This is a genomic window from Streptomyces sp. NRRL B-1347, assembly GCF_000720325.1.
Classification (GTDB): Bacteria; Actinomycetota; Actinomycetes; order Streptomycetales; family Streptomycetaceae; genus Streptomyces.
Map to the genome: position 1 here is coordinate 14,646 of NZ_JOJM01000073.1, position 24,764 is coordinate 39,409.

The 24,764-nt window shown below is 73.4% G+C and carries 11 protein-coding genes; all 11 read left to right on the forward strand.

Annotated elements, in window-relative coordinates; translation table 11 throughout:
* The first annotated feature begins 408 nt into the window (after positions 1-408).
* A complete protein-coding gene (locus IG74_RS0137875; RefSeq protein WP_030686781.1) occupies positions 409-999 on the forward strand; it encodes a lytic polysaccharide monooxygenase auxiliary activity family 9 protein in 591 nt (196 codons plus the stop codon).
* Between the two features lie 531 nt (positions 1,000-1,530).
* Entirely contained in the window at positions 1,531-2,565 is a 1,035-nt protein-coding gene (locus tag IG74_RS0137880; RefSeq protein ID WP_234334575.1) for an NAD-dependent epimerase/dehydratase family protein, read from the forward strand.
* Complete coding sequence (locus tag IG74_RS0137885) at positions 2,559-3,872, forward strand: DegT/DnrJ/EryC1/StrS family aminotransferase (RefSeq protein ID WP_037826742.1); 1,314 nt, start codon at positions 2,559-2,561, stop codon at positions 3,870-3,872. The genes IG74_RS0137880 and IG74_RS0137885 overlap by 7 nt, the downstream gene beginning before the upstream one ends.
* 37 nt (positions 3,873-3,909) lie before the next feature.
* Positions 3,910-5,148, forward strand: a complete 1,239-nt coding sequence (locus IG74_RS0137890; protein ID WP_078869406.1) for an MFS transporter — start codon at positions 3,910-3,912, stop codon at positions 5,146-5,148.
* Positions 5,149-5,267: 119 nt separating this feature from the next.
* Positions 5,268-6,095 (forward strand): hypothetical protein, encoded by an 828-nt coding sequence (locus tag IG74_RS0137895; RefSeq protein ID WP_030686791.1) that lies wholly within the window; start codon positions 5,268-5,270, stop codon positions 6,093-6,095.
* Between the two features lie 541 nt (positions 6,096-6,636).
* Positions 6,637-6,954, forward strand: a complete 318-nt coding sequence (locus IG74_RS0137905; RefSeq protein WP_158857928.1) for a DUF6221 family protein — start codon at positions 6,637-6,639, stop codon at positions 6,952-6,954.
* Positions 6,955-7,472: 518 nt separating this feature from the next.
* Positions 7,473-7,820 carry an ANTAR domain-containing protein gene (locus IG74_RS0137910; protein WP_051856242.1) on the forward strand — a complete coding sequence of 116 codons (348 nt, stop codon included), beginning with the start codon at positions 7,473-7,475 and terminating at the stop codon, positions 7,818-7,820.
* Between the two features lie 84 nt (positions 7,821-7,904).
* Positions 7,905-8,081 (forward strand): hypothetical protein, encoded by a 177-nt coding sequence (locus IG74_RS52410; RefSeq protein WP_158857930.1) that lies wholly within the window; start codon positions 7,905-7,907, stop codon positions 8,079-8,081.
* 1,203 nt (positions 8,082-9,284) lie between these two features.
* Positions 9,285-9,503, forward strand: a complete 219-nt coding sequence (locus IG74_RS0137920) for an MbtH family protein (protein WP_030686799.1) — start codon at positions 9,285-9,287, stop codon at positions 9,501-9,503.
* A gap of 208 nt (positions 9,504-9,711) precedes the next feature.
* Positions 9,712-20,718, forward strand: coding sequence for a non-ribosomal peptide synthetase (locus IG74_RS53735; RefSeq protein ID WP_051856245.1), 11,007 nt, complete (start codon positions 9,712-9,714; stop codon positions 20,716-20,718).
* A partial coding sequence (locus IG74_RS53740; protein WP_234334577.1) for a non-ribosomal peptide synthetase occupies positions 20,715-24,764 on the forward strand: 4,050 nt, incomplete at its 3' end. The genes IG74_RS53735 and IG74_RS53740, both read left to right, overlap by 4 nt.

Below are 24,764 nucleotides of genomic sequence, written 5' to 3' on the forward strand. Positions count from 1 at the left end.
CTTCTCCGTGTGGCCGGCACTACTGCTTTCGCAGCGTTGTTCCGCGGTGCCAGCCGTACAGCGAGCACGCTACATGCATGACATCTCCATCGTTTCAAGGGCCTGGGCCGTCTCGTCCCGCGGGGAAGATCCGGCCATCGCCTGCGCCTGCGCGGCGGCCTTGGGGTGAGGGGTGTGCGAGGGGCTCGGGGCTGCCGAGGCGCTCGGCGCGGCCTGACGCGCCGTGATTGGTATGGACATGACTAACGCAGAAGACTAGCCTCGGACTTGGTCTAGACCGCATCGGACGTATGTCCTCCGGTTGCTTCCGTGCTGCCGTCTTGTCCCGCTTGCCCTCGCCGTACCGACCGGCAGTGTGACCGAGGTGTGCGTCCCCCCCACCCGCAACTCGGACCACGGGAGAGCACCATGCGCAAGAAACTCACCTCGTTACTCCTGGGCCTCGGCCTCGCAGGAACGACCGTGCTCGCCACCGGCGGCAGCGCCCAGAGCCACGGCTACACCGACTCGCCCGTCAGCCGTCAGCAGCTGTGCGGCAACGGCACCGTCCGGAACTGCGGACAGATCCAGTGGGAGCCGCCGAGCGTGGAGGGGCCCAAGGGCTTCCCCGCGCGCGGTCCCGCCGACGGGCACATCTGCTCCGGCGGCATCGGGCGCTTCCACGAACTGGACGACCCGCGAGGCGGGAACTGGCCCGCCATCAGCCTGACCGCGGGCCAGAGCCACACCTTCGTCTGGCGGATCACCGCCCGCCACTCCACCACTGACTTCCGCTACTACATCACCAAGGACGGCTGGGACTCCACCAAGCCGCTGACCCGGGCCGACCTGGACCCGCAGCCCTTCCTCACGGTGGCCTTCGGCGGCCGTCTGCCCGGTTCCACCGTCACCCACGCCGGCGTCCTGCCCCAGAAGACCGGCCGGCACCTCATCCTCGGCGTCTGGACCATCGCCGACACCGGCAACGCCTTCTACGCCTGCTCCGACGTGCGCTTCTGACGCAGCCACGGGCGGGGGCGCGCACGTCGCCACCACCTCCCCGCCCGTCCCCGAGCCCCGGGTCGGCCACCGGCCCGGGGCAGTGTGTGGAATCAGCCATCCGAGATGCCCCGTTCCCCGTCGAGCCTCGGGCTCCGGTACGCCTGAGCGGGGCGGTCACTCCCTCCCGGGGTACGACCTCAGCCATCTTCCGCATCGAGCGATGGAGCGCGTCCCGGCGGCAAGACCACATCGGCCATCTTTGCGGGAGCACTTGTTCCGGCGGTGCACCCACGTGTTCCACTGAATGAGGCGGGGCCTCCGCATGACTCCCGCCGTCTCATTCGCTTCTCCCGCACCCCTGACGCCGAACCGCACGGCCCACACCGATCCGTCCAGCCCGGCCTGCTGCCGTCCGACGTGCCTCCGACGTGTCGCCCGACATGCCGCGACGGCCCCGGACCGATCCCTCCACGTGCCGCCGGTTCCGCTGCGGCGCACCGTGGGACGGGGCGTCAGCACGGTCCCGGACTCCACCCACGGGGAGCAACGTTGATCCACACATCAGCCACGTCCGGCGCACTCCGAGAGCACGACGAAGTGGTGGTGACCGGAGGCGCCGGATTCGTCGGCCGCCATCTGGTCGCCGCCCTCAGCAGCCTCGGCAAGAAGACCACCGTCGTCGACCACGCCGAACTCCCCGCGGACGTCGCGGCGTTGCCCGGCGTCCGGCACGCCCGCGCCGACCTGCGCGACTATGGAGAGACCCTGCTCGCCCTGCAAGGAGCCGACGTCGTCTTCCACCTGGCGGGCAACGCCAGCGGCACCGTCTCGGTGGAGAAGCCCCGCCACGACTTCCACCTCAACGCCCTGGGCACCTGCAACGTGGGCAACGCCGGCCTCGAACTCGGCGTCCGGCGCCTCGTCTACCTCTCCTCCGCGATCGTCTACGGCACCCCGCGCCGCTCGCCGATGGGCGAGGACCACCCCACGGAGCCGTTCCTGCCGTACGGAGCCTCCAAGCTCTCCGGCGAACTCACCCTGCGCAGCCTGTACCAGTCCGCGGGGCTGCCCGTCGTCATCGGGCGCTCCTTCGTCATCTACGGACCCGGCGAGGACCCGAGACGAGCGGGCGGCGAGGTGTCGCAGTTCCTGCGCTGGCACCTCAACGAACTGCCGATCCCCGTCGTCGGGGACATCGACCGCAAGACGCGGGACTTCATCCACGTCGAGGACCTGTGCCGGGCGCTCGTCACCCTCGCCGACCGGGGGCGGGACGGCGAGACGTACAACCTGGGCAGCGGCACGGAGGTGTCGCTGCGCGAACTGGCAGAGGCGGTCGGCAAGGCCACCGGGCGGCCCGCGCTCCTCGACGTCGACGACAGCAGCCTGGAGGACAGCTTCTCCCTCGTCGCCGACGTCTCCCGCCTTGCCGCCCTCGGCTTCGGCCCCGCGATCGGCCTGGCGGACGGCCTGGCGTCGCTGGCCGCCGCACTCGGGCCGTTCCCCGAACTCCCCACGGCCAAGGCGGTGTTCCGCAAGGAGCGACCGGAGCGCAGGCGCCTGACGGAGGCCGCGGCATGCTAGCGCTCGACGGCGGCACCCGGCTGGTGCCCGAGGGCGCGGTGGCGCCGTGGCCGCACATCGTCGACGCGGACCGCAAGGCCGTGCTCGACGCCCTGGACGCGGCGACGCCCTGGCACTGGCCGATGCGGGCGGTGCGGGAGCTGGAGGAGGCGTGGGGGGAGTACACCTCCATGCCGTACGTCCTCGCCGCCAACTCCGGTACGGCCGCCCTGCACATGGCGATCGCCGCCGCGGGCATCGAACCGGGCGACGAGGTGCTCGTGCCCGCCGACACCTTTCTGGCCTCGGCGTCGTGCGTGCTCCAGGCCAACGCGATCCCCGTCTTCGTCGACACCGACATCGACACGTTCACCCTCGACCCCGCGCGGATCGAGGAGCGGATCACCCCTCGTACGCGCGCGATCATCGCCGTCGACCTGAACGGGCTGCCCGCCGACTACGACGCCCTGCGAGCCGTCGCCGACCGGCACGGCCTGATCCTCATCGAGGACGCGGCCCAGGCGCACGGCGCCACCTACCGGGGGCGGCAGGCGGGTTCGCTCGGCACGATGAGCGGGGCCAGCCTCAACGGTTCGAAGACGCTCTCGGCGCTCGGCGAGGGCGGCCTCTTCGCCACCCGGGACGAGGAGCAGTTCAAGCTCGCCCGCCGGGTGCTGATGTTCGGCGAGGAACTGCCGGGCCAGGGGCGGGACTACAACGCCCGCATCATGGGCTGGAACTACCGCATCGACGTGCTCGCCGCGGCCTTCGCCCGCTCCCAGCTCCTGCGGCTGCCGGAGATGACCCGCGCCCGCGAGGCCAACGGCGCGGCGCTCACCGCGGCCCTTGCCGGAGTGCCGGGCATCCGTCCGCCGGTCGTCCCGGAGGGCCGCACGCACGTCTACTTCTTCTACCCGCTCCTGGTCGTGCCGGAGGAACTCGGCCTCGACCCGGCCGACGTACCCGTGGAGGCGTTTCGCGACGCCCTCGAAGAGGCCGTGAACGCCGAGGGCCTCGGCATCATGCGCTGGCAGCCGCAACCGGTCCCGGCGCAGACCCTCTTCCAGGACCTGCGCGGATACGGCAGGGGCTGCCCGTGGACCTGCGGCCACGCCGCCCCCGGGCACGCGTACCGGCCGGAGGAGTATCCGGTGAGCGAGGAGATCTGCCAGCGTCGGCTCGTCCTCGGCCAGAGCTTCAGCTCCCTGGGCCCGCCGAACGACGAGCGGACCATGCGGCTCTTCGCCGACGTCTTCCACAAGGTCCTGGTGGAGGAGCGGGATTCCCTGCTGGCACGGGCACGGCGCAGAGCGGTTGACTCCCCGTAGCGGCACAGGACGAGCTCAGGAAAGGACCCGTACGCCGATGGGGCAGAAGCCGGACGGGGCGCCACCGGACAGGACGGAGCACCCACCCCTGAAACCCCCGGACACACACCTCCACCCGAGCCCCCACCCCGCAGCCCGCCTGAGAGCGATGCGGCTGGCCGTGAGCACGGTCTTCTTCGTCACCGGTGCCGCCTTCGCCACCTGGGCCGCCCGCGTCCCCGCGGTCCAGGACCGGCTCGACCTCTCCGCGGGGCAGCTCGCGGTGGCGCTGGTGGGCCTGAGCGGCGGGGCCTTCGTCGGCCTGCCGCTGGTGGGCGGCCTGGTGGCCCGGTACGGCAGCCGCACGGTGCTCTGCGTCGGCATGGCCGTCTACCTGGCGGCGCTCGCCGGGCTCGCCTTCGTGCCGGGGCTCGCCCTGCTCACGGCGGCCCTCGCGCTGTTCGCGTGCGGGAACACCGCCGTCGACGTGGCGATGAACACCCAGGGCGTCCTGGTCGAACGGGCCTACGCGCGGCCGGTGCTCGGCGGCTTCCACGCGATGTTCAGCCTCGGCGGCATCGTGGGGGCGGGCGTCGGCGGCCTCGTGGCGTCGGCGGGCGTGGGCACCGGGCCGCACTTCGCCGTCACCGCGGTGGTGCTGTGCGCGGTGGCGGCCTGGGCGGCGACCGCCCTCGTGCCCGAGCCGCGGCGGACGGAGCGGGCGGCGGAGGACTCCGGCCCGCTCCTGGCCCTGCCCGGCCCCGGCCTGTGGATCCCCGGCCTCGTCGCGTTCTGCGCGCTGATGGGGGAGGGCGTCGTGAACGACTGGGGCGCGGTCTACCTGCACGAGGTGACGGGCGCGTCCGCGGGCCTCGCCGGCGTGGGCTTCGCCGTCTTCTCCGCCGGGATGGTCGTCGGCCGGCTCTCCGCCGACCGCGTCCGCTCCCGCGTCGGTACGACCCGCTTCACGCTCGGCTGCGCGACGGTCGCCGGGGTGGGCGCGCTGATCCCGATCACCTCACCCACGGTCCTCGCCGGCTTCCTCGGCTACGGCCTCCTCGGTCTGGGCATGGCCGCCGTCATCCCCGTCGTCTTCAGCCACGCCGCCGACCTCAACCCCGAACGCCCCGGCCCCGCCATCGCCGCCGTCTCCGCGGTCGGCTACGTCGGCTTCCTGGCGGGCCCGCCCATCATCGGCGCCCTCACCGAATCCACCACCCTCCGCACAGCGATGCTGGTCCTCCCGGCCCTCATGGCGACGATGGCGGTCCTGGCGACCCGCCTGAGGGGCCGCTGACAGTTACAGGAAGATCACCGATACGAGCAGAAGCTGGGCTGCGGTCTGTGATCAACGGCTGAGGCGGTGCCGAAGTACGCTTCCGGCACCGTTCGCCCTCTTTCCAGGAGTACCTGACTGTGTTTCCCTCCACCGTCGTCGTCGGTCTGCATGGGACCCTGCATCGGCATCCGTGGTTCGACCGGGTGGGGACGCGGGACGCCGATGCCGAGGGCTCCGTCGAGGAGGAACTCCTCTTCCTCGCCGTCGACCGGGCCGGTTCCTACGGCTGGCGGACCATGGGCGGTCTGCTGCACGAGGACGGCGAGGTCACGGCCGAGCACGAGCCGACGGCGTGGGCCCACGAAGACGTCGGCGGCGACTGGACGCAGGACGGCGCGGTGCATCAGCTGGCGTGGCTCGGGGCGGGGGTGAGCACCGACCCGCCGCGGCCGGGGGTTCCCGTCCGGCCGATCGCCCTGGTGCTGTCCGAGGCCCTGGCCCGCGTGGGGGCGGTGACGTTCACGGGTCTGCACGCCCTGCTTCCGTTGGAGGCGACCGAGCGCGACACGGCCTTCCACCAGATCGAGCTGGTGCCGTGGTTCGACCTGGCCGATCCGGATGCCCGGTACGAGGTGGTGGTGACCGTCTCCTGCCGTCCCGGCGAGGGCGGAGCGGACGAGCACGATGCGGCGGCCCTGCGCGAGGCGGTACGGGAGAGGGCGCAGGACGCGGTCGACGTCTTCGAGAAGGTGGCGGACGGCGAGCTTCCGGGCCTTGCCCTCGATCTCGGCCGGTCGGCGCACACCGACGGGATGCGCGAGGTGATCCGGTTCGGCTGCGGCACGCGCGAGTGGTCGCCGGACATCGCCGTGTGGCTGGTGGAGATGACCGCGGAGGCTCTGCGCGACGCGGGGCGACTGGCTCCGGTGGTCGTCACGGCGTCACTGGCGGGCTCGCCCGCGTAGTCAGGCCGTGAGTGCTTCGTCTGTCCGGCTCCCACGAGAGGAGCGGACAGACGAGCACGGACTGCTCTACGACTGTTTCCGGGCGCGCGAGCGGCGCCGCGCCGGGGGTGCGACGCCGCAGAGCCCCGAGACGGAAGTCAGCGTGATACGGAGATACGGCGCCTTCTCCGGTCAGCAGCGTGAGTCGACAGAGCTCACCTGGTTGTTGTGGGCGGAATTCAGGTTGCCCTTGAACCAGCCGGGCATGGGGCCCGTGAATTTCAGGCACAGGTTCTGGAGACGCCGGCATCATCCGAGGCCGAAGGCGTTCGGCAGGGGTTTGCTCCGCGCGCGCAGCATGCACAGCGGCGGTCGAGGGAGCGAGGACTCTATGGGCCTTCAGTGGGTATGCAGTTGTCGCGCGAGGACCCGGCTTTCCGTCCGCTGTGGGCGCTGGCCGAGTGAAGCCCGTGGACTGGAGGCTGGCCGGCCCGGAACTCCGGAAGCGCCAGGAGCGGCAGGGGTGGTGCACGGACCTGGAGAAGCCTGAGGGGTGAGGGGCGTGGATGAGCTCGTGCAGTGGCTGTACATCCGACTCGACGAGGAGACCGCCCGCCAGCGCGACCGATTCGAGCAGTGGCATCGCCGTGACTGCGAGCTGCCGCCCGACGCGGATCAGTCGGTCGTCGAGTGCTCGTGCGGCGTTCCGCGGCAGATCCTGATCGAGATCGAGGCCAAGCGGCGCATCATCGAGCTCAACCTGCGGGTCTGGCGGCACGCGGAGAACGCGCAGAGCGCCGCCGTCGCGTGGACGACGGTCCGCCTCCTCGCCCAGCCGTACGCCAACCGGCTGGGCTATCTGGAGGAGTGGCAGACGTAGCCACGCGCGGCCGAGGCGGCCCGGCCAGCAGAGGCCGCGTTTTCGCCTCCACGCCCGCGAGGCCGGCCAGGGCCTGGAGGGGCCACCCGAGCAGCACTTCGTCCCGGCCTGGCCCGCCGGACACGTGCCGGAGGTCCGGCATCGGCCTCAGACCGCGGCCGAAAGTAGGGCCCGCTCGGCCTTCCCTCAAGGCAGGGTCCTCCTTCCCGGGCAGACGGCAACCAGGTGCAGTGCCTGATGCCACACGTTCCTCTGGGGCGGGAGCGATGCCATGAGGAGGCAGGCCCGCACATTCTCGCTCCGGGCCTGCGTCCGGCTCCGCCCTGAGCGCATCCTCCCTCATGCGCGGAGCCCGGCTCCCTATCCTCGGGGTCCTCGGGTCGTGCCGCAGGTGGCGAGGAGATGAACCAGACGCAGAACGCTCGTACCCAAGCGGACCGGGCGGGGATGGCGTAGCTTGCGCAGGGCAAGAAAGCATCAAGGCCAGGTCACCGTCCCCTGCCGATCGGAGGCCCACCGTGCCGTTCGCCGCTCCCCACGAGCCCGAGCCCGGGGCCCTCACAGACCAGGTTCAGGAACTCCAGGACCACGTGGAACAGCTCCAGCACGCCGTGCACTCGCACGCGGTCATCGACCAAGCCATCGGTGTCGTCCTCGCGGTCGGCAAGCTGACACCTGAGGAAGCCTGGGACGTACTGCGCGAGATCTCCATGCGCAGCAACACCAAGCTGCGCATCGTGGCCGAACACCTGGTCCTCTGGTGCCGCACCGACGACCTGCCCGCCGCGCTCCGCACCGAACTGCAACGGCAGTTGATGATTCGCAACGCAGCCTCCGCGAGATCAACCAGGCCGTCACCCGTCTGATGTCCGGTCCTCTCGGCATGCGCTCAATCCAACGGTGCGTGCCGCAGCTTCTTCTGGATATTCGCTCGGATGTCCTTGGATCCGATGACGGCAAACGACCTGTGGCCACTGCGCGGCTGTCCCGCTGATATCGCTCCACGTGACTTCGAAACCCGCACGGAGCCGTGGGTGTCGTATTCGACAACCATGGAGGTCTGGCTGCAGGAAAGCGAGACCCATGGGATGGATCGACTGGATCCGGACATGGACGAGCTGAAGTGAGGGCCACCCGGGAGGCGTGTGCTTCCTTCCGCGTCCTCCTTGGGCCATGCGGATTCCATTGCTATGGGGTTGTTCTTCCTGGCGTCGGTCACCAGGATTCCGCACCTTGTGCCCGTCACGTAGGCCACAAGTCGATTCGCTCCGAGGCGGAGCTCCCCGACCGGGCGCGGGTGGCGCCCGCCTGAGGGCTTGGTGTCCAGATCCGCCAGCGGATCCCCCTCCAGGCTTATCTCGTCGAGGCTGCGCAGGGTCGTACTCGGCGAGGTGGGAGAGGGGGCGGACTTTTCATCGCTCTGTCCCGCCGTGCAAGCCGCGGCGGACAGTGAGAAGGCGAGGGCGATAGCCAGCGTTCGGGCGGTTCGTATCACTGGCAAAACCCTAACACTTGCTGTCGGAGGCGATGATTCCTGGCTGATCACATCACCTCCCCGCGCCAGTGGGTTTCATGGCATGAGCGGACCCTTATTCCGTTCCCTGGAAAGCGACTTGCTGGAAAGGCGTGCCGTCGCCGACAGGGGAGTCCGGGGCGGTGAGGGGGAATTGCCCCACACTCGTCGGAGCCGAGCCGGACCGGGGCGGCACGTGCCGCCGCTGCGTCCCCAGCAGGGGCAACCTGCCTGCCTACCCAGCTTCATAAGGCAGTAACCCTGCCCGTGACGTGGCAAGTCGCATGGGTGCTCGCACCGGTCAGACCATCGAGAAGCGCGGCGGCGCAGGGGCACAGTGGCACGGCGGCGCAGCGGCGCGCCGGAGGGCGGGCGAAGGCGGGCGAGGGTGCGCCGCCGTGCCGCGCGGTGGGGCCTGTTACCGCAGCCTCCCGCGGGCCGTCAATTGTCATTCCCCGGATTTAACCGTTCCTGTACAAGCTCTTCCGCCGGGTTAACTCGCCTATGTGTACCAGGTGTTTCGTGATGTCGGTCACGGTTGAACTTGATTCGCGTCCCACGTAGTGTGATCATCGCCGCCGAGAACGGGGGAAGTGCAGGCTGGTCGAGCGCCCTTCAACAGGCGCTTGAGTAACAGAACTTGGGGGATGTGCGGAGCCGTCACCATCGTGTGCAACGGCCCGCTTACGGGGGATTTTGCCGCTCTGGCATGAAGTAAATGACCGCTGCCTGCTGTGTGTTCAGGCGCGGCTTGCTGTCTGTTTGGGCAGGTGTGTCCCCGCCCGCGTCCCTCTCCGTGCATGCCGAGAGGTGCAGTGTGAGCAATCCATTCGAAGACAATGACGCCCAGTACCTGGTCCTGGTGAACGACGAGGGCCAGTACTCGCTCTGGCCTGCGGTGATCGATGTCCCCGCGGGCTGGGACCTGCGGTTCGGGCCGGATGCCAGACAGGCCTGCCTGGCCTATGTCGAGGCGAACTGGGGCGATATGCGCCCGCTGAGCCTGGTGCGTGATACGGAATCCGCGGGTTCCTGAGCGCGGGGCGATGCGGCGCGGCGGCAGTGGCGATTCGTGCCACTGTCGGCGCCGCCGTCGCCTGCGTCGCCTGTGCTTAATCAATTGTTCAATGATTAGTTGGTTTTCATGCGCTCACTTTGTGGGGCGTACGCGTAGCCGTGTCTGCACATGAATGGGCTCGCGTATGGACGAGTGGGCTTCAAGGGAATTTACGGGGGAGCTAGTCATGCTTGGCCTGGACCGTTCGCCGCTTTCGCGCGCCCAGCGCGGCCTGTGGCTCGCGCAGCAGCTGGATTCGGTGACCAGCGCGTACAACGTCGCCCAATACACGGACATCCGCGGCCCTTTGACGCCCTCGCTGCTGCTGCGGGCCGCACGGCAGGCGATCGCGGAGACCGAGGCGCTCGGCGTCCGGTTCCAGGAGAGCGGCGCCACCGCCGTGCAGATCCGGCGCGAGCGCCCCGACGACTGGGAGCTGCCCTACGTCGACCTCAGCGGCGAACTGCTGCCGCGCGAGGCCGCCGAGCGGTGGATGCGGGAGTCCGTGGAGCGCGGGGTCGACCTGGTGGCGGGGCCGCTGTTCACCGTCGCCGTGCTGCGGCTCTCCCCGGAGTGGCACCTGCTCTACCTCCAGGGAAACCACCTCGTCACCGACGGCTACTCCGGGGCCCTCATCAGCGGCCGCGTAGCCGAGATCTACACGGCGTTCGCCCGCGCCGACGAGCCGAAGGGCCGCACCTTCGGGGCGTTCTCCGAACTCCTCGCGCAGGACGCGGACTACCGCGCGTCGACGGCGTACGAGGACGACCGCGCCTACTGGGCGGAGCGGCTGCGTGACCTGCCCGCGCCCAGCGCGCTCTCCGGCCGCCCCGTCGCCCCCGCGGGCAGTGCGACGCGCCGCGTCGGACGCATCGGCACCGCGGCCGCGGACAGCGTGCGGCAGGCCGCGCGCACGGCCCGCAGCGCCCTGCCCGCCCTGGTCATCGCCGCCACCGCCGGATACCTGCACCGGATGACGGGGGAGCGGGACGTGGTCCTCGGCCTGCCCGTGACCGCCCGCACCAATGCGGCCCTGCGCGCCACGCCCGGCATGGTCTCCAACGTCGTACCGCTGCGCCTCGAGGTCGACCCCGGTGCCGCCTGGACCGACCTCGTACGGCAGGCGTCCGCCGAGGCCAAGCGCGCGCTGCGCCACCAGCGCTACCTCATTCAGGAGATGCGCGCCGACCTCGGCACCACCGACGCCCTGTTCGCGACGCAGGTGAACATCCTGCCGTTCAGCGGCGGGCTGCGCTTCGGCGCCGCCGTCGGCGCCCAGACCTATCTCGCCGGACCCGCTGAGGACCTCACGTTCGTCGTGCAGGACCACGGAGGCGACGGCATCATCCTCGAAGTCGAGGCCAACGCCGCCTCGTACACGGCCGCCGAGGCCACCGGACACCAGCAGCGACTGCTCTCCTTCCTGTGCGCGGCCGCCGCCGACCCCGGCGCGACGGTCGGCCGCACCGAACTGCTCACGCCGGCCGAGCGCCGCCACGTCCTGACCGGCGGCGTCAGCACCCCGCACCGCGAGGACCCGACGGCCACCACCCTCACCGAGCGCTTCACCGCACAGGTCCGGAACACCCCCGACGCGACCGCCGTGACCGGCGGCGACGAGCGCCTGACCTACCGCGAACTCGACGCGCGCGCCAACCAGCTGGCGCACCGGCTGATCGCGCTCGGCGTACGCGACGAGACCCCCGTCGCCGTGCTCCAGGAACGCACTGTCGACCTCGTCGTCTCCCTGCTCGCCGTCGTCAAGGCGGGCGGCTGCTACGTGCCCTTCGACCTCCGCCACCCCGACCAGCGCCTGCGCGCCATGACGCGGGACACCGGCGCGCCCCTGGTGCTCTGCGACCGCACGACCCTGGAGCGGGCCCGCGCGCTCGGTGTGCCCGCCGTCGCCGTCGACGACCCCGCCACGCGCGCCGGGCAGCCCGGCGGCGACCCCGACGTCGTCTGCCGCCCCGCGCAGCTGGCGTACGTGATGTACACCTCGGGCTCGACCGGCGCCGCGAAGGGCGTCGCCGTCACGCACGAGGACGTCCTCGGGCTCGCCCTGGACAGCGTGTGGCGCGGTGGCGCGCAGCAGCGGGTGCTCTTCCACTCGCCCGCCGCCTTCGACGCCGCGACGTACGAGCTGTGGGTGCCGCTCCTGGGCGGCGGCGAAGTCGTCGTCGCGCCCCCCGGCGAACTGGACATCCCCACCCTGGGCGCCACCCTCGCCCGGCACCGCGTCACCTCGCTGTGGCTGACGGCCGGGCTGCTCCGGCTCATCGCCGAGGAGGACCCCGGCTGCCTCAAGGGCCTCACCGAGCTGTGGGCGGGCGGCGACGTCGTGCCCGCGGCGACCGTGCGCCGGGTCCGCGAGGCCTGCCCGGACGTCACCGTCGTCGACGGCTACGGCCCGACCGAGACCACCACCTTCGTCACATACCACCGGCTGCCCCCGCAGGTCGAGGTCCCCGACCTCATGCCCATCGGCCGCCCGCTCCAGGGCCAGCGCGTCTACGTCCTCGACGAGGGGCTGCGGCCGGTGCCGCCGGGCAGCGTCGGCGAGCTGTACGCCGGCGGCATCGGTCTCGCGCGCGGCTACGTCCGGCAGGCGGGCCCGACCGCCGAGCGCTTCGTCGCCGACCCCTTCGCCGCCGACGGCTCGCGCATGTACCGCATCGGCGACCTGGTCCGCTGGAACGCCGACGGCGACCTGGAGTTCGTCGGACGCGCCGACGACCAGGTGAAGATCCGGGGCTTCCGCATCGAACCGGGCGAGATCGAGTCCGCGCTCGCCGCCCACCCGCGCGTCGCCCACGTCGCCGTGGACGTCCGCACCGGCCCGCGCGGCGACAAGCGCATCGTCGCCTACGTCGTGGCGGAGGAGAGCGGGGCCGCAGCCGACGGCCTCGACATCGAGGACCTGCGCGCGTACGCCGCCCGCGACCTGCCCTCGTACATGGTGCCCGCCGCCTTCGTCGTCCTGGACACGCTGCCGCTGACCCACAACGGCAAGGTCGACCGCAAGGCGCTGCCCGAGCCCGTGTTCACGACCGCCGAGGCCGGGCGTGCCCCGGCGACCCCGGCCGAGACGGCGCTGTGCGCCCTGTACGCGGACGTGCTCGGCGTCGCGTCCGTCGGCGCCGACGAGGGCTTCTTCGAGCTCGGCGGCGACAGCATCATGGCGATCCAGCTCGCCAGCCGGGCGCGCCGCGAGGGCCTGGTGTTCACGCCGCGCGACGTCTTCACGCACCGCACCGTCGCCGCCCTCGCCCGCGTCTGCGGCACCGAAGAGGCGGCGGCGGTCGAGCGCGACCCGGACGCGGGCACCGGACCCGTGCCCGCCACGCCCATCGTCGAGTGGCTGCGCGAACGCGGCGGCCCCATCGACGCCTTCCACCAGGCGACCGTCCTCGGCGTCCCCGCGGGCCTCGACGAGCAGGCCCTGGTCCGCGCCGTGCAGCACCTGCTCGACCGGCACGACGCGCTGCGCCTGCGGCTCACCGACGAAGGCGGGGCCTGGCAGCTCGCCGTCACCCCGCGCGGCACGGTGTCCGCCAAGGAGTGCGTCACGCGCGTCGACGCCGCACACGTGAACGGCGACGACGGCGACGCCCTGCGCGCCTTCGTCGACGAACAGCGCGAGCAGGCCGCACGCCGCCTCGCGCCCCGCGACGGCGCACTGGTCGAAGCGGTGTGGTGCGACCGCGGCCTGGACGAGCCGGGCCGCCTCGTGCTCGTCCTGCACCACCTGAGCGTCGACGGCGTCTCCTGGCGCATCCTGGTGCCCGAACTCGCCGCCGCCTACGAGGCCGAGGCGCGGGGCGCCGCCCCGGACCCCGCCCCGCTGACCACCCCGCTCAAGGAGTGGGCCGAGCAGGCCGTACGCCTCGCCCACGCACCGGAGCACACCGCCGAACTCGCGCTGTGGCAGGACGTCCTCGGCGAGGACGAGCAGCCGCTCGGCCGCCGCCCCCTGGACCCGGCCCGCGACACCGCGGCCACCGAGGTCCGCCTGAGCCGCACCCTGCCCGCCGAGCTGACGGGCCCGCTGCTCACCTCCGTGCCCGCCGCCTTCCACGCGGGCACCACCGACGTGCTCCTCGCGGGCCTCGCGCTCGCCGTCACCGACTGGCGGCGCGCCACCGGCCGCGCCACCGAGCCGGTCCGCGTCGACGTCGAGGGGCACGGCCGCGAGACGGAGGCTCTCGGGGGCGACCTGACCGGCACCGTCGGCTGGTTCACCTCCCTGTACCCGGTCCGCCTCGACGCGCCCGGCGACCTTCAGAGCGCGTGGGCCGGGGGAGCGGCCGCGGGCGACCTCATCAAGTCCGTCAAGGAGCACCTGCGCGCCCTGCCCCACCACGGCCTGGGGTACGGCCTGCTGCGCTACCTCAACGCCGACACCGCCGCCGTGCTCGGCGCGCGCCGGCACCCACAGATCGGCTTCAACTACCTCGGCCGTACGTCCGGTCTCGGCACCGGCGACGCCGGCGACCTCGCCTGGACCCTCGACACCGACGGCCTCCACGGCGGCACCGATCCGCTAATGCCCCTCGCACACGCCCTGGAGATCGAGGTCATCGCCCGGGAGACGGGCGCGGGCGACGAGCTGAACGTGGTCTGGCGCTGGCCCGGCGGCCTCTTCGACGAGCAGGAGGTCGCAGCGCTCGCGGACACCTGGCAGCGGGCCCTCGACACCCTCGTACGCCATGCGCAGGCACCGGGCGCGGGCGGGCGCACACCGTCCGACCTGGACCTCATCGCCCTGACGCAGAGCGACATCGACGCCCTGGAGGCGGAGTTCACGCCCCTCTACGGCGGCGTCGAGGACGTCCTGCCCGTCACGCCCTTCCAGGAAGGGCTCCTGTTCCACGCGCTGTACGACACGGCGGGCGCCGACGTGTACACCGCGCAGTTCGCCTTCGAACTCACCGGAGACCTCGATGCGGCCGCCGCCGGGGCGCTGCGCGCCGCCGCGCACGAGCTGGTGCGCCGCCACCCGGCGCTGCGCAGCGCGTTCCGGCAGCGCGGCGCCGACGGCGCCTGGACGCAGGTCGTGGCCCGCGACGTGCCCCTGGACTGGCGGGAGACGGACCTCAGCGACCTGGACCCGGCGGCGCGGCGCGACCGGCTCGACGAGATCCTCGCCGCGGACCGGGCCGAGCGCTTCGACGTCTCCGCGCCGCGGCTCGTCCGCTTCGGCCTGCTGCGGCTCGCCGCCGACCGGCACGTCCTCGTCCTCATGAACCACCACGTGGTCCTCGACGGCTGGTCCACCGCGCTCCTGATGAGCGAGCTGTTCACGCTGTACACCCGGGGCGCCCAGGCGCTCCCCGCGGTGCGGCCCTTCCGCGACCACCTCGGCTGGATCACCCGCCAGGACCACGACGAGACGCTGCGCGCCTGGACGGACGCCCTCGCCGGGGTCGACGAACCCACCCTCCTCGCCGCCCCGGCGGGCGCCGCCCTGCCGCAGCGGCCCGAGCGGGTCTCCGTCGACTTCTCCGCCGAGCTCACCCAGCGCCTCCTGGCCGCCGCGCGCGCCCGCGGCCTCACCCTGAACACGCTGGTGCAGGGCGCCTGGGGCATCCTGCTGGGCGCGCTCACCGGACGCGACGACGTCGTCTTCGGCGCCACCGTCTCCGGCCGCCCCGCCGACCTGCCCGGCGCCGAGGACGTCGTCGGCCTGCTCATCAACACCGTGCCGGTCCGGGTGCGCCCGACGCCGGGCACGACCGCCGCGGAGCTGCTCGCCGCGGTGCAGACCGAGCAGGCGGCGCTCACCCCGCACCACCACGTCGCCCTCACCGACCTGCACACCGCGACCGGCCTCGGCGCCCTCTTCGACACCTGCCTGGTCTTCGAGAACTACCCGGTGGACATGGCGGCGCTGCGCCTGCCCGGCGGCGGCATCGGCGTCACCGACGTCACCGTCCGCGACGGCGCGCACTACCCGCTGCGCCTCGTCGTGCTGCCCGGCCACCACGACGGCGGACAGCTGCGCATCGCCCTCGACCACCGCCCCGACGTGCTCGGCCGCGAGGAGACCGAACGCGTCGGCCGGCGCCTGCACCGCCTCCTCGACGCCCTCGCCACGGACCCGGACACCCCGCTCGCCCGCCTCGACCTGCTCGCCCCCGAGGAGCGCGCCCAGGTCCTGACCGGGTGGAACGCGACCGCGCACCCGGTGCCCGACACCACCCTGCCCGCCCTCGTCGAGGAGCAGGCCGCCCGCACCCCCGGCGCGGCCGCCCTCCACCACGACGGCACCACCTGGACGTACGCCGAACTCAACGCCCGCGCCAACCAGCTGGCCCACCACCTGCGCGAGCGCGGAGCACGCCCGGAGGCGAAGATCGGCGTCGCCCTTGAGCGCTCGCCCGAACTCGTCCTCGCCCTGCTCGCCGTCGTCAAGACCGGCGCGGCCTACGTGCCGCTCGACCCGGACTACCCCGCGTCGCGCACCGCGCAGATCCTCGCCGACGCCGCGCCCGAGCTCGTCCTCACGACCACCGCGCTCGCACCCCGACTGCCCGCCGGCACCCCGGCGTTGGCCCTGGACAGCGACGACACCACGGCGCGCGTACGGTCCTGCCCGGACACCGACCCCGACACCGAGCGGCCGACCGGCCGCACCCCCGCGTACGTCATCTACACCTCCGGTTCCACCGGCCGCCCCAAGGGCGTGGTCGTGGAGCACGCCGCGATCGTCAACCGCCTGGTGTGGATGCAGCACCAGTACGGCCTCGACGCCACCGACCGGGTGCTCCAGAAGACCCCGTCGAGCTTCGACGTGTCCGTGTGGGAGTTCTTCTGGCCGCTGATCAGCGGCGCCGCGATCGTCGTCGCACCGCCCGGGGCACACCGCGAACCCGCCCTCCTCGCCCGCCTGATCCAGGACACCGGCGTCACCACCACGCACTTCGTGCCGTCGATGCTGCGTGCCTTCACCGACGAGCCCGCCGCCCGGGAATGCGCGAGCCTGCGCCGCGTCTTCAGCAGCGGCGAAGCCCTGCCCGCCGACCTCGTCGAGGACTTCCAGGAGATCTCCGGCGCCCCGCTGCACAACCTGTACGGGCCGACCGAAGCCGCCGTCGACGTCACCCACTGGACCTGCCCCCAGCAGGACGCACCGCGCACCGTGCCGATCGGCCGCCCCGTCTGGAACACGCAGATCCGGGTCCTGGACGCGGCCCTGCGCCCGGTGCCCCCCGGCGTCACCGGCGAGCTCTACCTGGCGGGCGCCCAGCTCGCCCGCGGCTATCTGGACCGGCGCGACCTGACCGCCGAACGCTTCGTGGCCGACCCCTACGGCCCGCCCGGCACCCGCATGTACCGCACCGGCGACCTCGGGTCCTGGGACGCCGAGGGCAGCGTGCGCTACGCCGGGCGCTCCGACCACCAGGTCAAGATCCGCGGCCAGCGCGTCGAACTCGGCGAGATCGAGGCCGCGCTGAGCGCGCACCCGACGGTCGGACAGGCGGCCGTGGCCGTCGTGGACGGCAGGCTCGTGGCGTACGTACTGCCCGTCGGCGACCTGCCCGCCGACGACACCACCGCCGAGGACCTGCGCGCCCACCTCGCCGCCGAGCTGCCCGCCCACATGGTGCCCTCGGCCTTCCTCACCCTCGACAGCTGGCCGCTGACGCCCAGCGGCAAGCTCGACCGCAAGGCGCTGCCGCGCCCCGGCTTCGAGGCGTCCACGAGCAGCCGCGCGCCCCGCACCGAGCGGGAGGCCGCGCTGTGCGCGCTCTTCGCCGACGTGCTGGGCGTGGAGCGGGTCGGCATCGACGACAGCTTCCTCGACCTCGGCGGGCACTCCCTGCTCGCCACCCGGCTCACCAGCCGCATCCGCGCCGAGCTCGGCGCCGAGGTGCAGATCAAGGACCTGTTCGAGCAGCCCACCGTGGCCGGGCTCGCGGCCCGCGTCGACGGCGCCGCGGGGCGGGCGCGGCCGCGGCTCACCGCCACGGACCGGCCCGCGGCCGTGCCCCTGTCGTACGCCCAGCGCCGCCTGTGGTTCCTCAACCGCCTGGAGGACGGCTCCGCCGCCTACCACATGCCGCTCGCCGTGCGCGTGCGCGGCGCCCTCGACCGCGCGGCGCTCACGGCGGCCCTCGCCGACGTCGTGGCACGGCACGAGAGCCTGCGCACGGTCTTCCCGGAGACCGACGGCGAACCGCACCAGCTGGTGCGCCCCGCCGCCCCCGTCGAGCCGGAGGTCCGCGACTGCCCGGCCGCCCGCCTGGACGAGGAGCTGGCCGCTGCCATCGCCCGAAAGTTCGACCTCACCGACGAACTCCCGCTGCGCGCCCACCTGTTGAGTGTCGGCGCCGACGAGCACGTCCTGCTGCTCGTCGTGCACCACATCGCTGCCGACGGCTGGTCCATGCGCCCGCTCGCCCGGGACGTCTCCCTCGCGTACGCGGCCCGCGTCCAGGGCGAGCCCCCGGCCTGGCAGCCGCTGCCCGTGCAGTACGCCGACTACACCCTGTGGCAGCGCGAGCTGCTCGGCGACGAGACGGACCCGCAAAGACCGGCCGCGCGGCAGACCGCGTTCTGGCGCACGGAGCTGGCCGGGGCCCCCGACGAACTCCAGCTCCCCTACGACCGGCCGCGCCCGCGCACCGCGAGCCACCGGGGCGCGACCGTGCCCGTGCGGCTCGGCCCCGACACCCACGCCGCCCTGGCGCGGCTCGCCCGCGACGGCGGCGCCAGCCCCTTCATGGCCGTCCAGGCCGGGCTCGCCGCACTCCTGTCCCGCTGGGGCGCGGGCACCGACATCGTGCTCGGCACCTCCGTGGCCGGACGGACCGACGTCGCGCTCGACGACCTCGTCGGCTTCTTCGTGAACACCCTCGTGCTGCGCACCGACGTGTCGGGCGAGCCGACCTTCCGCGAACTCCTCGGCCGTGTCCGCGACGCCGACCTGGCGGCGTTCGCGCACCAGGACGTCCCGTTCGAGCACCTGGTGGAGCAGCTCAACCCGGCCCGGTCCATGGCCCGCCACCCGCTGTTCCAGACGATGCTGACGTTCCAGAACACCACGGCGGCCGACGTCGCCCTCGCCGGGCTCGACGCGACGGTCGAGCGGGCCGGTGCCGCGTCCGCCAAGTTCGACCTCGCCTTCAGCCTCACCGAGCGGTACGCCGACGACGGCGCCGCCCTCGGCATCGAGGGTGAGGTGGAGTACGCCACGGACCTGTTCGACGCCGCCACCGTCGAGGGCCTGGCCGCCTCCTTCGCCCGTCTCCTGGAGGCGGCCGCGGCCGCCCCGGACCGCCCCGTCAGCGCGGCCCCGGTGCTCGCGCCCGAGCAGCACACCCTGATCGTCGAGGGCTGGAACGCCACGGCGCGCCCGATCCCGCCCACCACGCTGCACGCCCTCGTGGAGGCGCAGGCGGCCCGCACCCCGGACGCCGAAGCGGTCCTCGCGGCAGGCACCGCCCTGACCTACCGGGACCTCGACGAGCGGGCCAACCGGCTCGCCCGCCACCTCGTCGAACGGGGCGCGGGACCCGAGGACTTCGTCGCCCTCGCGCTGCCCCGCACCACCGAGACCCTCGTCGCCGTACTCGCCGTGCTGAAGGCGGGCGCCGCGTACGTCCCGGTGGACCCGGCCTACCCCGCCGAACGGATCGCCCACATCCTGGGCGACGCCCGCCCGGCGCTCCTCGTCACCACGGCGGCCACCGGGCCCGCCACGACCCAGGTGCCGCGCCTGGTCCTCGACGACCCCGGGACGGCCGCCGCCGTCGCCGCGCACCCCGCCACCCCGCTCACCGACGCCGAACGCCGCGCCCCGCTGCGCCCCGGCCACCCCGCGTACGCCATCTACACCTCCGGCTCGACCGGCACGCCCAAGGGCGTCGTGGTGCCGCACGCGAACGCCGTGAACCTCGCGCTGTGGGCGGCCGAGGAGTTCGGCCCGCAGCGGCTCGCGAGGACGCTGTGCGCCACGTCCCTCAACTTCGACGTGTCCGTCTTCGAGCTGTTCGGGCCCCTGGCCTGCGGCGGCCGCGTCGAGATCGTCCGGGACCTGCTCGCCCTCGGTGAACTGCCGCACTGGGAGGGCACGTTGATCAGTGGCGTGCCCTCGGCCTTCGCGGGAGTGCTGAGCGGGACCCCGGGCAAGGTCACCGCCGACACCGTCGTCCTGGCGGGCGAGGCGCTCTCCGCGCAGGCCGCGTCCGACATCCGCGCCACGGTGCCCGGCTGCCGGATCGCCAACATCTACGGGCCGACCGAGGCCACCGTCTACGCCACCGCCTGGCACGCCGATGCCGACGCGGACACCGACCGGGCGCCGCTCATCGGGCGCCCGGTCCGCAACACCCAGGTCTACGTCCTCGACGCGCAGCTGCGCCCGGTGCCGCCGGGCGTCGCGGGCGAGCTGTACCTCGCGGGCGCCGGACTCGCCCGCGGCTATCTGCGCCGCCCCGCGCTGACCGCGGAACGCTTCGTGGCCAGCCCGTTCACCCCCGGCGCGCGCCTGTACCGCACCGGCGACCTGGTGCGCTGGACCGGCGAGGGACAGCTCGCCTACCTCGGCCGCTCCGACCAGCAGGTGAAGATCCGCGGCTTCCGCATCGAACTCGGCGAGGTCGAGGCCGTCCTGGCCGCCCACCCCGCCGTGGCCCACTGCGTCGCCACCGCCGCCGAGGGACCCGCCGGAGACCTGCGCCTGGTCGCGTACGTGATCCCCGAGGGCACCCCGGACGCCGGACTCGCCGCCGCGCTGCGCGAGCACGCCGCGCGCGCCCTGCCCGGCTACATGGTGCCCGCGCACCTGATCACCCTGGACGCGCTTCCGCTCACCCCGAGCGGCAAGCTCGACCGGGCCGCGCTGCCCGCGCCCGACGTCCGCGCGGACGAGCACACCGCCTACCGGGCCCCGCGCGACCACCGCGAGGAGACCCTGGCGGCCATCGTCGCCGAGGTCCTCGGCCTGGACCGGGTCGGCGTCGACGACGACTTCTTCGTCCTCGGCGGCCACTCCCTGCTCGCCACCCGCGTGATCAGCCGCATCCGCGCCGCCCTCGGCGTGGACCTGCCGCTCGGCGCCCTGTTCGAACACCCCACGGTGGCCCGCCTCGCGCAGGCCGCCGCCACCGCAGCAAGCACCACCACGGAGCAGGGCCGCCCGAGCCGCCCCGTCCTGCGCCGCATGCGCCGTCCCGAGGAGGACGAATGATCCCGCTCTCGTACGCCCAGCGCCGCCTCTGGTTCCTCAACCGCCTCCAGGACGGCACGGCGCTCTACAACATGCCCCTCGCCCTGCGCCTGACGGGCCGCCTCGACCGCGAGGCGCTGCGCGCCGCGCTCACCGACGTCGTCGAACGCCACGAGAGCCTGCGCACCGTCCTGCCCGAACGCGACGGCGAGCCGCGCCAGCGCATCCTGCGCATGGACAAGGTACGGCTCGACATCGTCGAACGGCCCTGCTCCGAAGAGGAGTTGCAGGAGGCCCTGACCGTCGCGGCCGGCCACAGCTTCGACCTGGCCACCGACCTGCCGCTGCGGATCACGCTGTTCTCGGTCGCCGCGGACAGCCACGTCCTGCTCCTGGTGCTGCACCACGTGGCGGGTGACGGCTGGTCCCTCGCGCCGCTGGCCCGTGATGTGTCGGTGGCGTACGCGGCCCGCGCCGAGGGCAGGGCGCCCGGCTGGGAGCCGCTGCCCGTTCAGTACGCGGACTACGCGCTGTGGCAGCAGGAACTCCTCGGCGACGACAGCGACCCCGACAGCCTGATGGCACGCCAGACCGCCTACTGGCGCGGCGCCCTCGCCGAGCTGCCGGACGAGGCGGGCCTGCCCGGCGACCGGACGCGCCCCGCCGTGAGCAGCAACCGCTCCGGCAGCGTCCCCTTCGCCGTGGACGCCGCCGTCCACGCCCGCCTCGCCGGGCTCGCGTACGAGTGCGGTGCGAGCGTCTTCATGGCGGTGCAGGCGGCCCTGGCCGCGCTCCTCGCCCGGCTCGGCGCGGGCGACGACGTGCCGATCGGCTCCCCGATGGCGGGCCGCACGGAGGAGGCCCTCGAAGACGCGGTCGGCTTCTTCGTCAACACGCTGGTGCTGCGCACCGACGTCTCCGGCGACCCCACCTTCCGCGAACTCCTCGGCCGCGTCCGCGCGTCGGACCTGGCCGCCTTCGCGCACCAGGACGTGCCCTTCGAGCGCCTGGTCGAGGCGCTGAACCCGGCACGTTCGCGGGGCCGCCACCCCCTCTTCCAGGTCATGCTGGCCTTCCAGAACACCGACCTGCCCGTCGTGGACCTGCCCGGCCTGCGCGTCGCGCCCGAGCACCTGCCGCGCACGGGCGCCAAGTTCGACCTGCACATCGAGGTGGGGGAGACCTCCGCCGCGGGCGCGCCCGGCGGCATCACGGGCTGTGTCGACTACTCCGCCGACCTGTACGACCGCGAGACGGTCCAGGCGTTCGCGGACCGGCTCGCCGCCTTCCTCGTCGCGGTGTGCGCCGCGCCGGACCTGCCGCTCGCCCGCCACGACATCGCCACCCCGGCGGACCGACTCCTCCTGGCCGACGTGAACGACACCGCGCGCGAGGTCCCCGCCACCACCCTGGTCTCCCTGATCGAGGAGCAGGCCGCCCGCACCCCCGACGCCCCCGCCCTCGCCTTCGGCGACACGGCCCTCAGCTACCGCGAGCTGTCCGCCCGGTCCAACCAGCTGGCCCGCCACCTCATCGGCCTGGGCGCAGGACCCGAGACGACCGTCGCGCTCGCCGTGCCCCGCTCCGTCGAGCTGATGGTGGCCCTCCTCGCCGTCCTCAAGTCCGGCGCGGCCTACGTGCCCGTCGACCCCGACTACCCGGCCGACCGCATCGCGTACATGCTGGCCGACGCGGCCCCCGTCGCCGTCCTCACCCACAGCGACCTGACGGCCCAGCTGCCGCAGACGCCCGCACCGCTGGCCCTCGACGACCCCGCCCTGCCCGCCCGCCTCGCACGGCACGCCGCCCACGACCTGACCGACGCCGAGCGCACCACCGCCCTGCGGTCCCGCAACGCCGCGTACATGATCTACACATCGGGCTCCACGGGCCGCCCCAAGGGCGTCGCCGTCCCGCACGACGCGATCGTCAACCGGCTCCTGTGGATGCGCGACGAATACGGCGTGAGCGCCGCCGACCGCATCCTGCAGAAGACGCCGTCGAGCTTCGACGTGTCCGTGTGGGAGTTCTTCCTGCCGCTGCTCTCCGGCGCGGCCCTCGTCATGGCCGAGCCCGGCGCCCACCGCGACCCCGCCAGGATCGCCGCGACCGTCCAGCGCCACGGCGTCACCATGACCCACTTCGTGCCGTCCATGCTGCACGCCTTCGTCGACGAGCCGACCAGCGCCGCCTGCGTCAGCCTGCGCCACGTGGTGTGCAGCGGCGAGGCCCTGCCCGCCGACCTGGCCGCCCGCTTCCACGACGTACTCGGTCACGGCGGGGCCCAGCTGCACAACCTGTACGGCCCGACCGAGGCCGCCGTCGACGTCACCCACCACCGCGCGTCCCCCGAGGAGACCGGCGGCACCGTGCCCATCGGCCGCCCCGTGTGGAACACCCAGGTGCACGTCCTCGACCACGCCCTGCGCCCCGTGCCGCCCGGCGTCATCGGAGAGCTGTACCTCGCGGGCGACCAGCTCGCACGCGGCTACGCCGGACGCCCGGGACTGACCGCCGAGCGCTTCGTGGCCAGCCCCTTCGCGGACGGCGCGCGCCTGTACCGCACCGGCGACCTCGTCCGCTGGAACCGCCACGGCCGGCTCGTCTTCGTCGGCCGCGCCGACCACCAGGTCAAACTGCGCGGCCTGCGCGTCGAACTCGACGAGATCGCCGCCGTGCTCGCCGCCGCGCCCGGCGTGTCCTGGGCGACCGTCGTCGTCCACGAGCGCGCCGCGGGCGACGAACTCCTCGTCGCGTACGTCCACGGGGACGCCCCCGGCGACGAGGCGGCGCTGCGCGCCCACGCGGCCACCGCGCTCCCCGACTACATGGTCCCCTCGGCCGTCATCGCCCTCGACGCCGTCCCCCTGACCCCGAGCGGCAAGCTGGACCGCAAGGCGCTGCCCGCCCCCGAGTTCACCTCGGCGAGCACGGGCCGCGCCCCGGCCAACGCCACCGAGGAAGTCCTCTGCGGCATCTTCGCGGACCTCCTCGGCGCCGCGGCCGTCGGCGCCGACGACGACTTCTTCGCGCTCGGCGGCCACTCGCTGCTCGCGACCCGTCTGATCGCCCGCGTCCGCTCCGCCCTCGACGTCGAACTGCCGCTGCGCGCCGTCTTCGACGCCCCGACGGTCGCGGGGCTCGCCGCCCACGTACGGCAGGCCGCCACTGGCACCCGCCCCGCGGTACGCGCCGTGACCCCGCGCCCCGAGCGCCTCCCGCTCTCGGTCGGCCAGCGCCGCCTGTGGTTCCTCGACCGCCTGGAGTCCGGCGGCGACGCCTACAACATGCCCTTCGCCCTGCGCCTGACGGGCCGCCTCGACCGGGAGGCCCTGCGCGCCGCCCTCGCCGACGTCGTCGAACGCCACGAGAGCCTGCGCACCGTCTTCGCCGAGAGCGACGGCGAACCGCACCAGGTGATCCTGCCCCCGGACCGCGCGACCGTGCCCTTCGACGTGCGCGAGTGCACCGAGGACGACCTGGCGGCGGACCTCGCCGAAGCGGCCCGCCACCGCTTCGACCTCGCCACCGGCCTTCCCGTCTACGCCCGCCTCTGCGCGACAGGACCGGAATGCCACGTCCTGATCCTCGTCCTGCACCACGTGGCGGGCGACGGCTGGTCGCTCGCGCCGCTGGCCCGTGATGTGTCGGTGGCGTACGCGGCGCGTGCCGAGGGCCGGATGCCCGGCTGGGAGCCGCTGCCCGTGCAGTACGCGGACTACGCGCTGTGGCAGCAGGAGCTGCTCGGCGACGAGAGCGACCCGGAGAGCGTCATCGCACGCCAAGTCGCCCACTGGCAGGAGGCATTGGCGGGCCTGCCGGAGGAGCTGCCCCTCCCCGTCGACCGCCCCCGCCCCCCTCGCCCCAGCCACGCCGCCGACACCGTGCCCTTCGCGGTGGACGCCGCAGCGCACGCGCGCCTGCTGGACCTCGCGCGCGCGAGCGGGGCAAGCACCTTCATGGTGGTGCAGGCGGCGCTCGCCGCGCTGCTCGCCCGTCTGGGTGCGGGTGACGACGTGCCGATCGGCTCCCCGGTGGCGGGCCGCACGGACGAGGCGCTCGAAGAC

Coding starts and splice junctions, on each gene's coding strand:
- IG74_RS0137875 (WP_030686781.1), top strand. CDS start 409: ATGCGCAAGAAACTCACCTCGTTACTCCTGGGCCTCGGCCTCGCAGGA.
- IG74_RS0137885 (WP_037826742.1), top strand. CDS start 2,559: ATGCTAGCGCTCGACGGCGGCACCCGGCTGGTGCCCGAGGGCGCGGTG.
- IG74_RS0137890 (WP_078869406.1), top strand. CDS start 3,910: ATGGGGCAGAAGCCGGACGGGGCGCCACCGGACAGGACGGAGCACCCA.
- IG74_RS52410 (WP_158857930.1), top strand. CDS start 7,905: ATGACGGCAAACGACCTGTGGCCACTGCGCGGCTGTCCCGCTGATATC.
- IG74_RS53735 (WP_051856245.1), top strand. CDS start 9,712: ATGCTTGGCCTGGACCGTTCGCCGCTTTCGCGCGCCCAGCGCGGCCTG.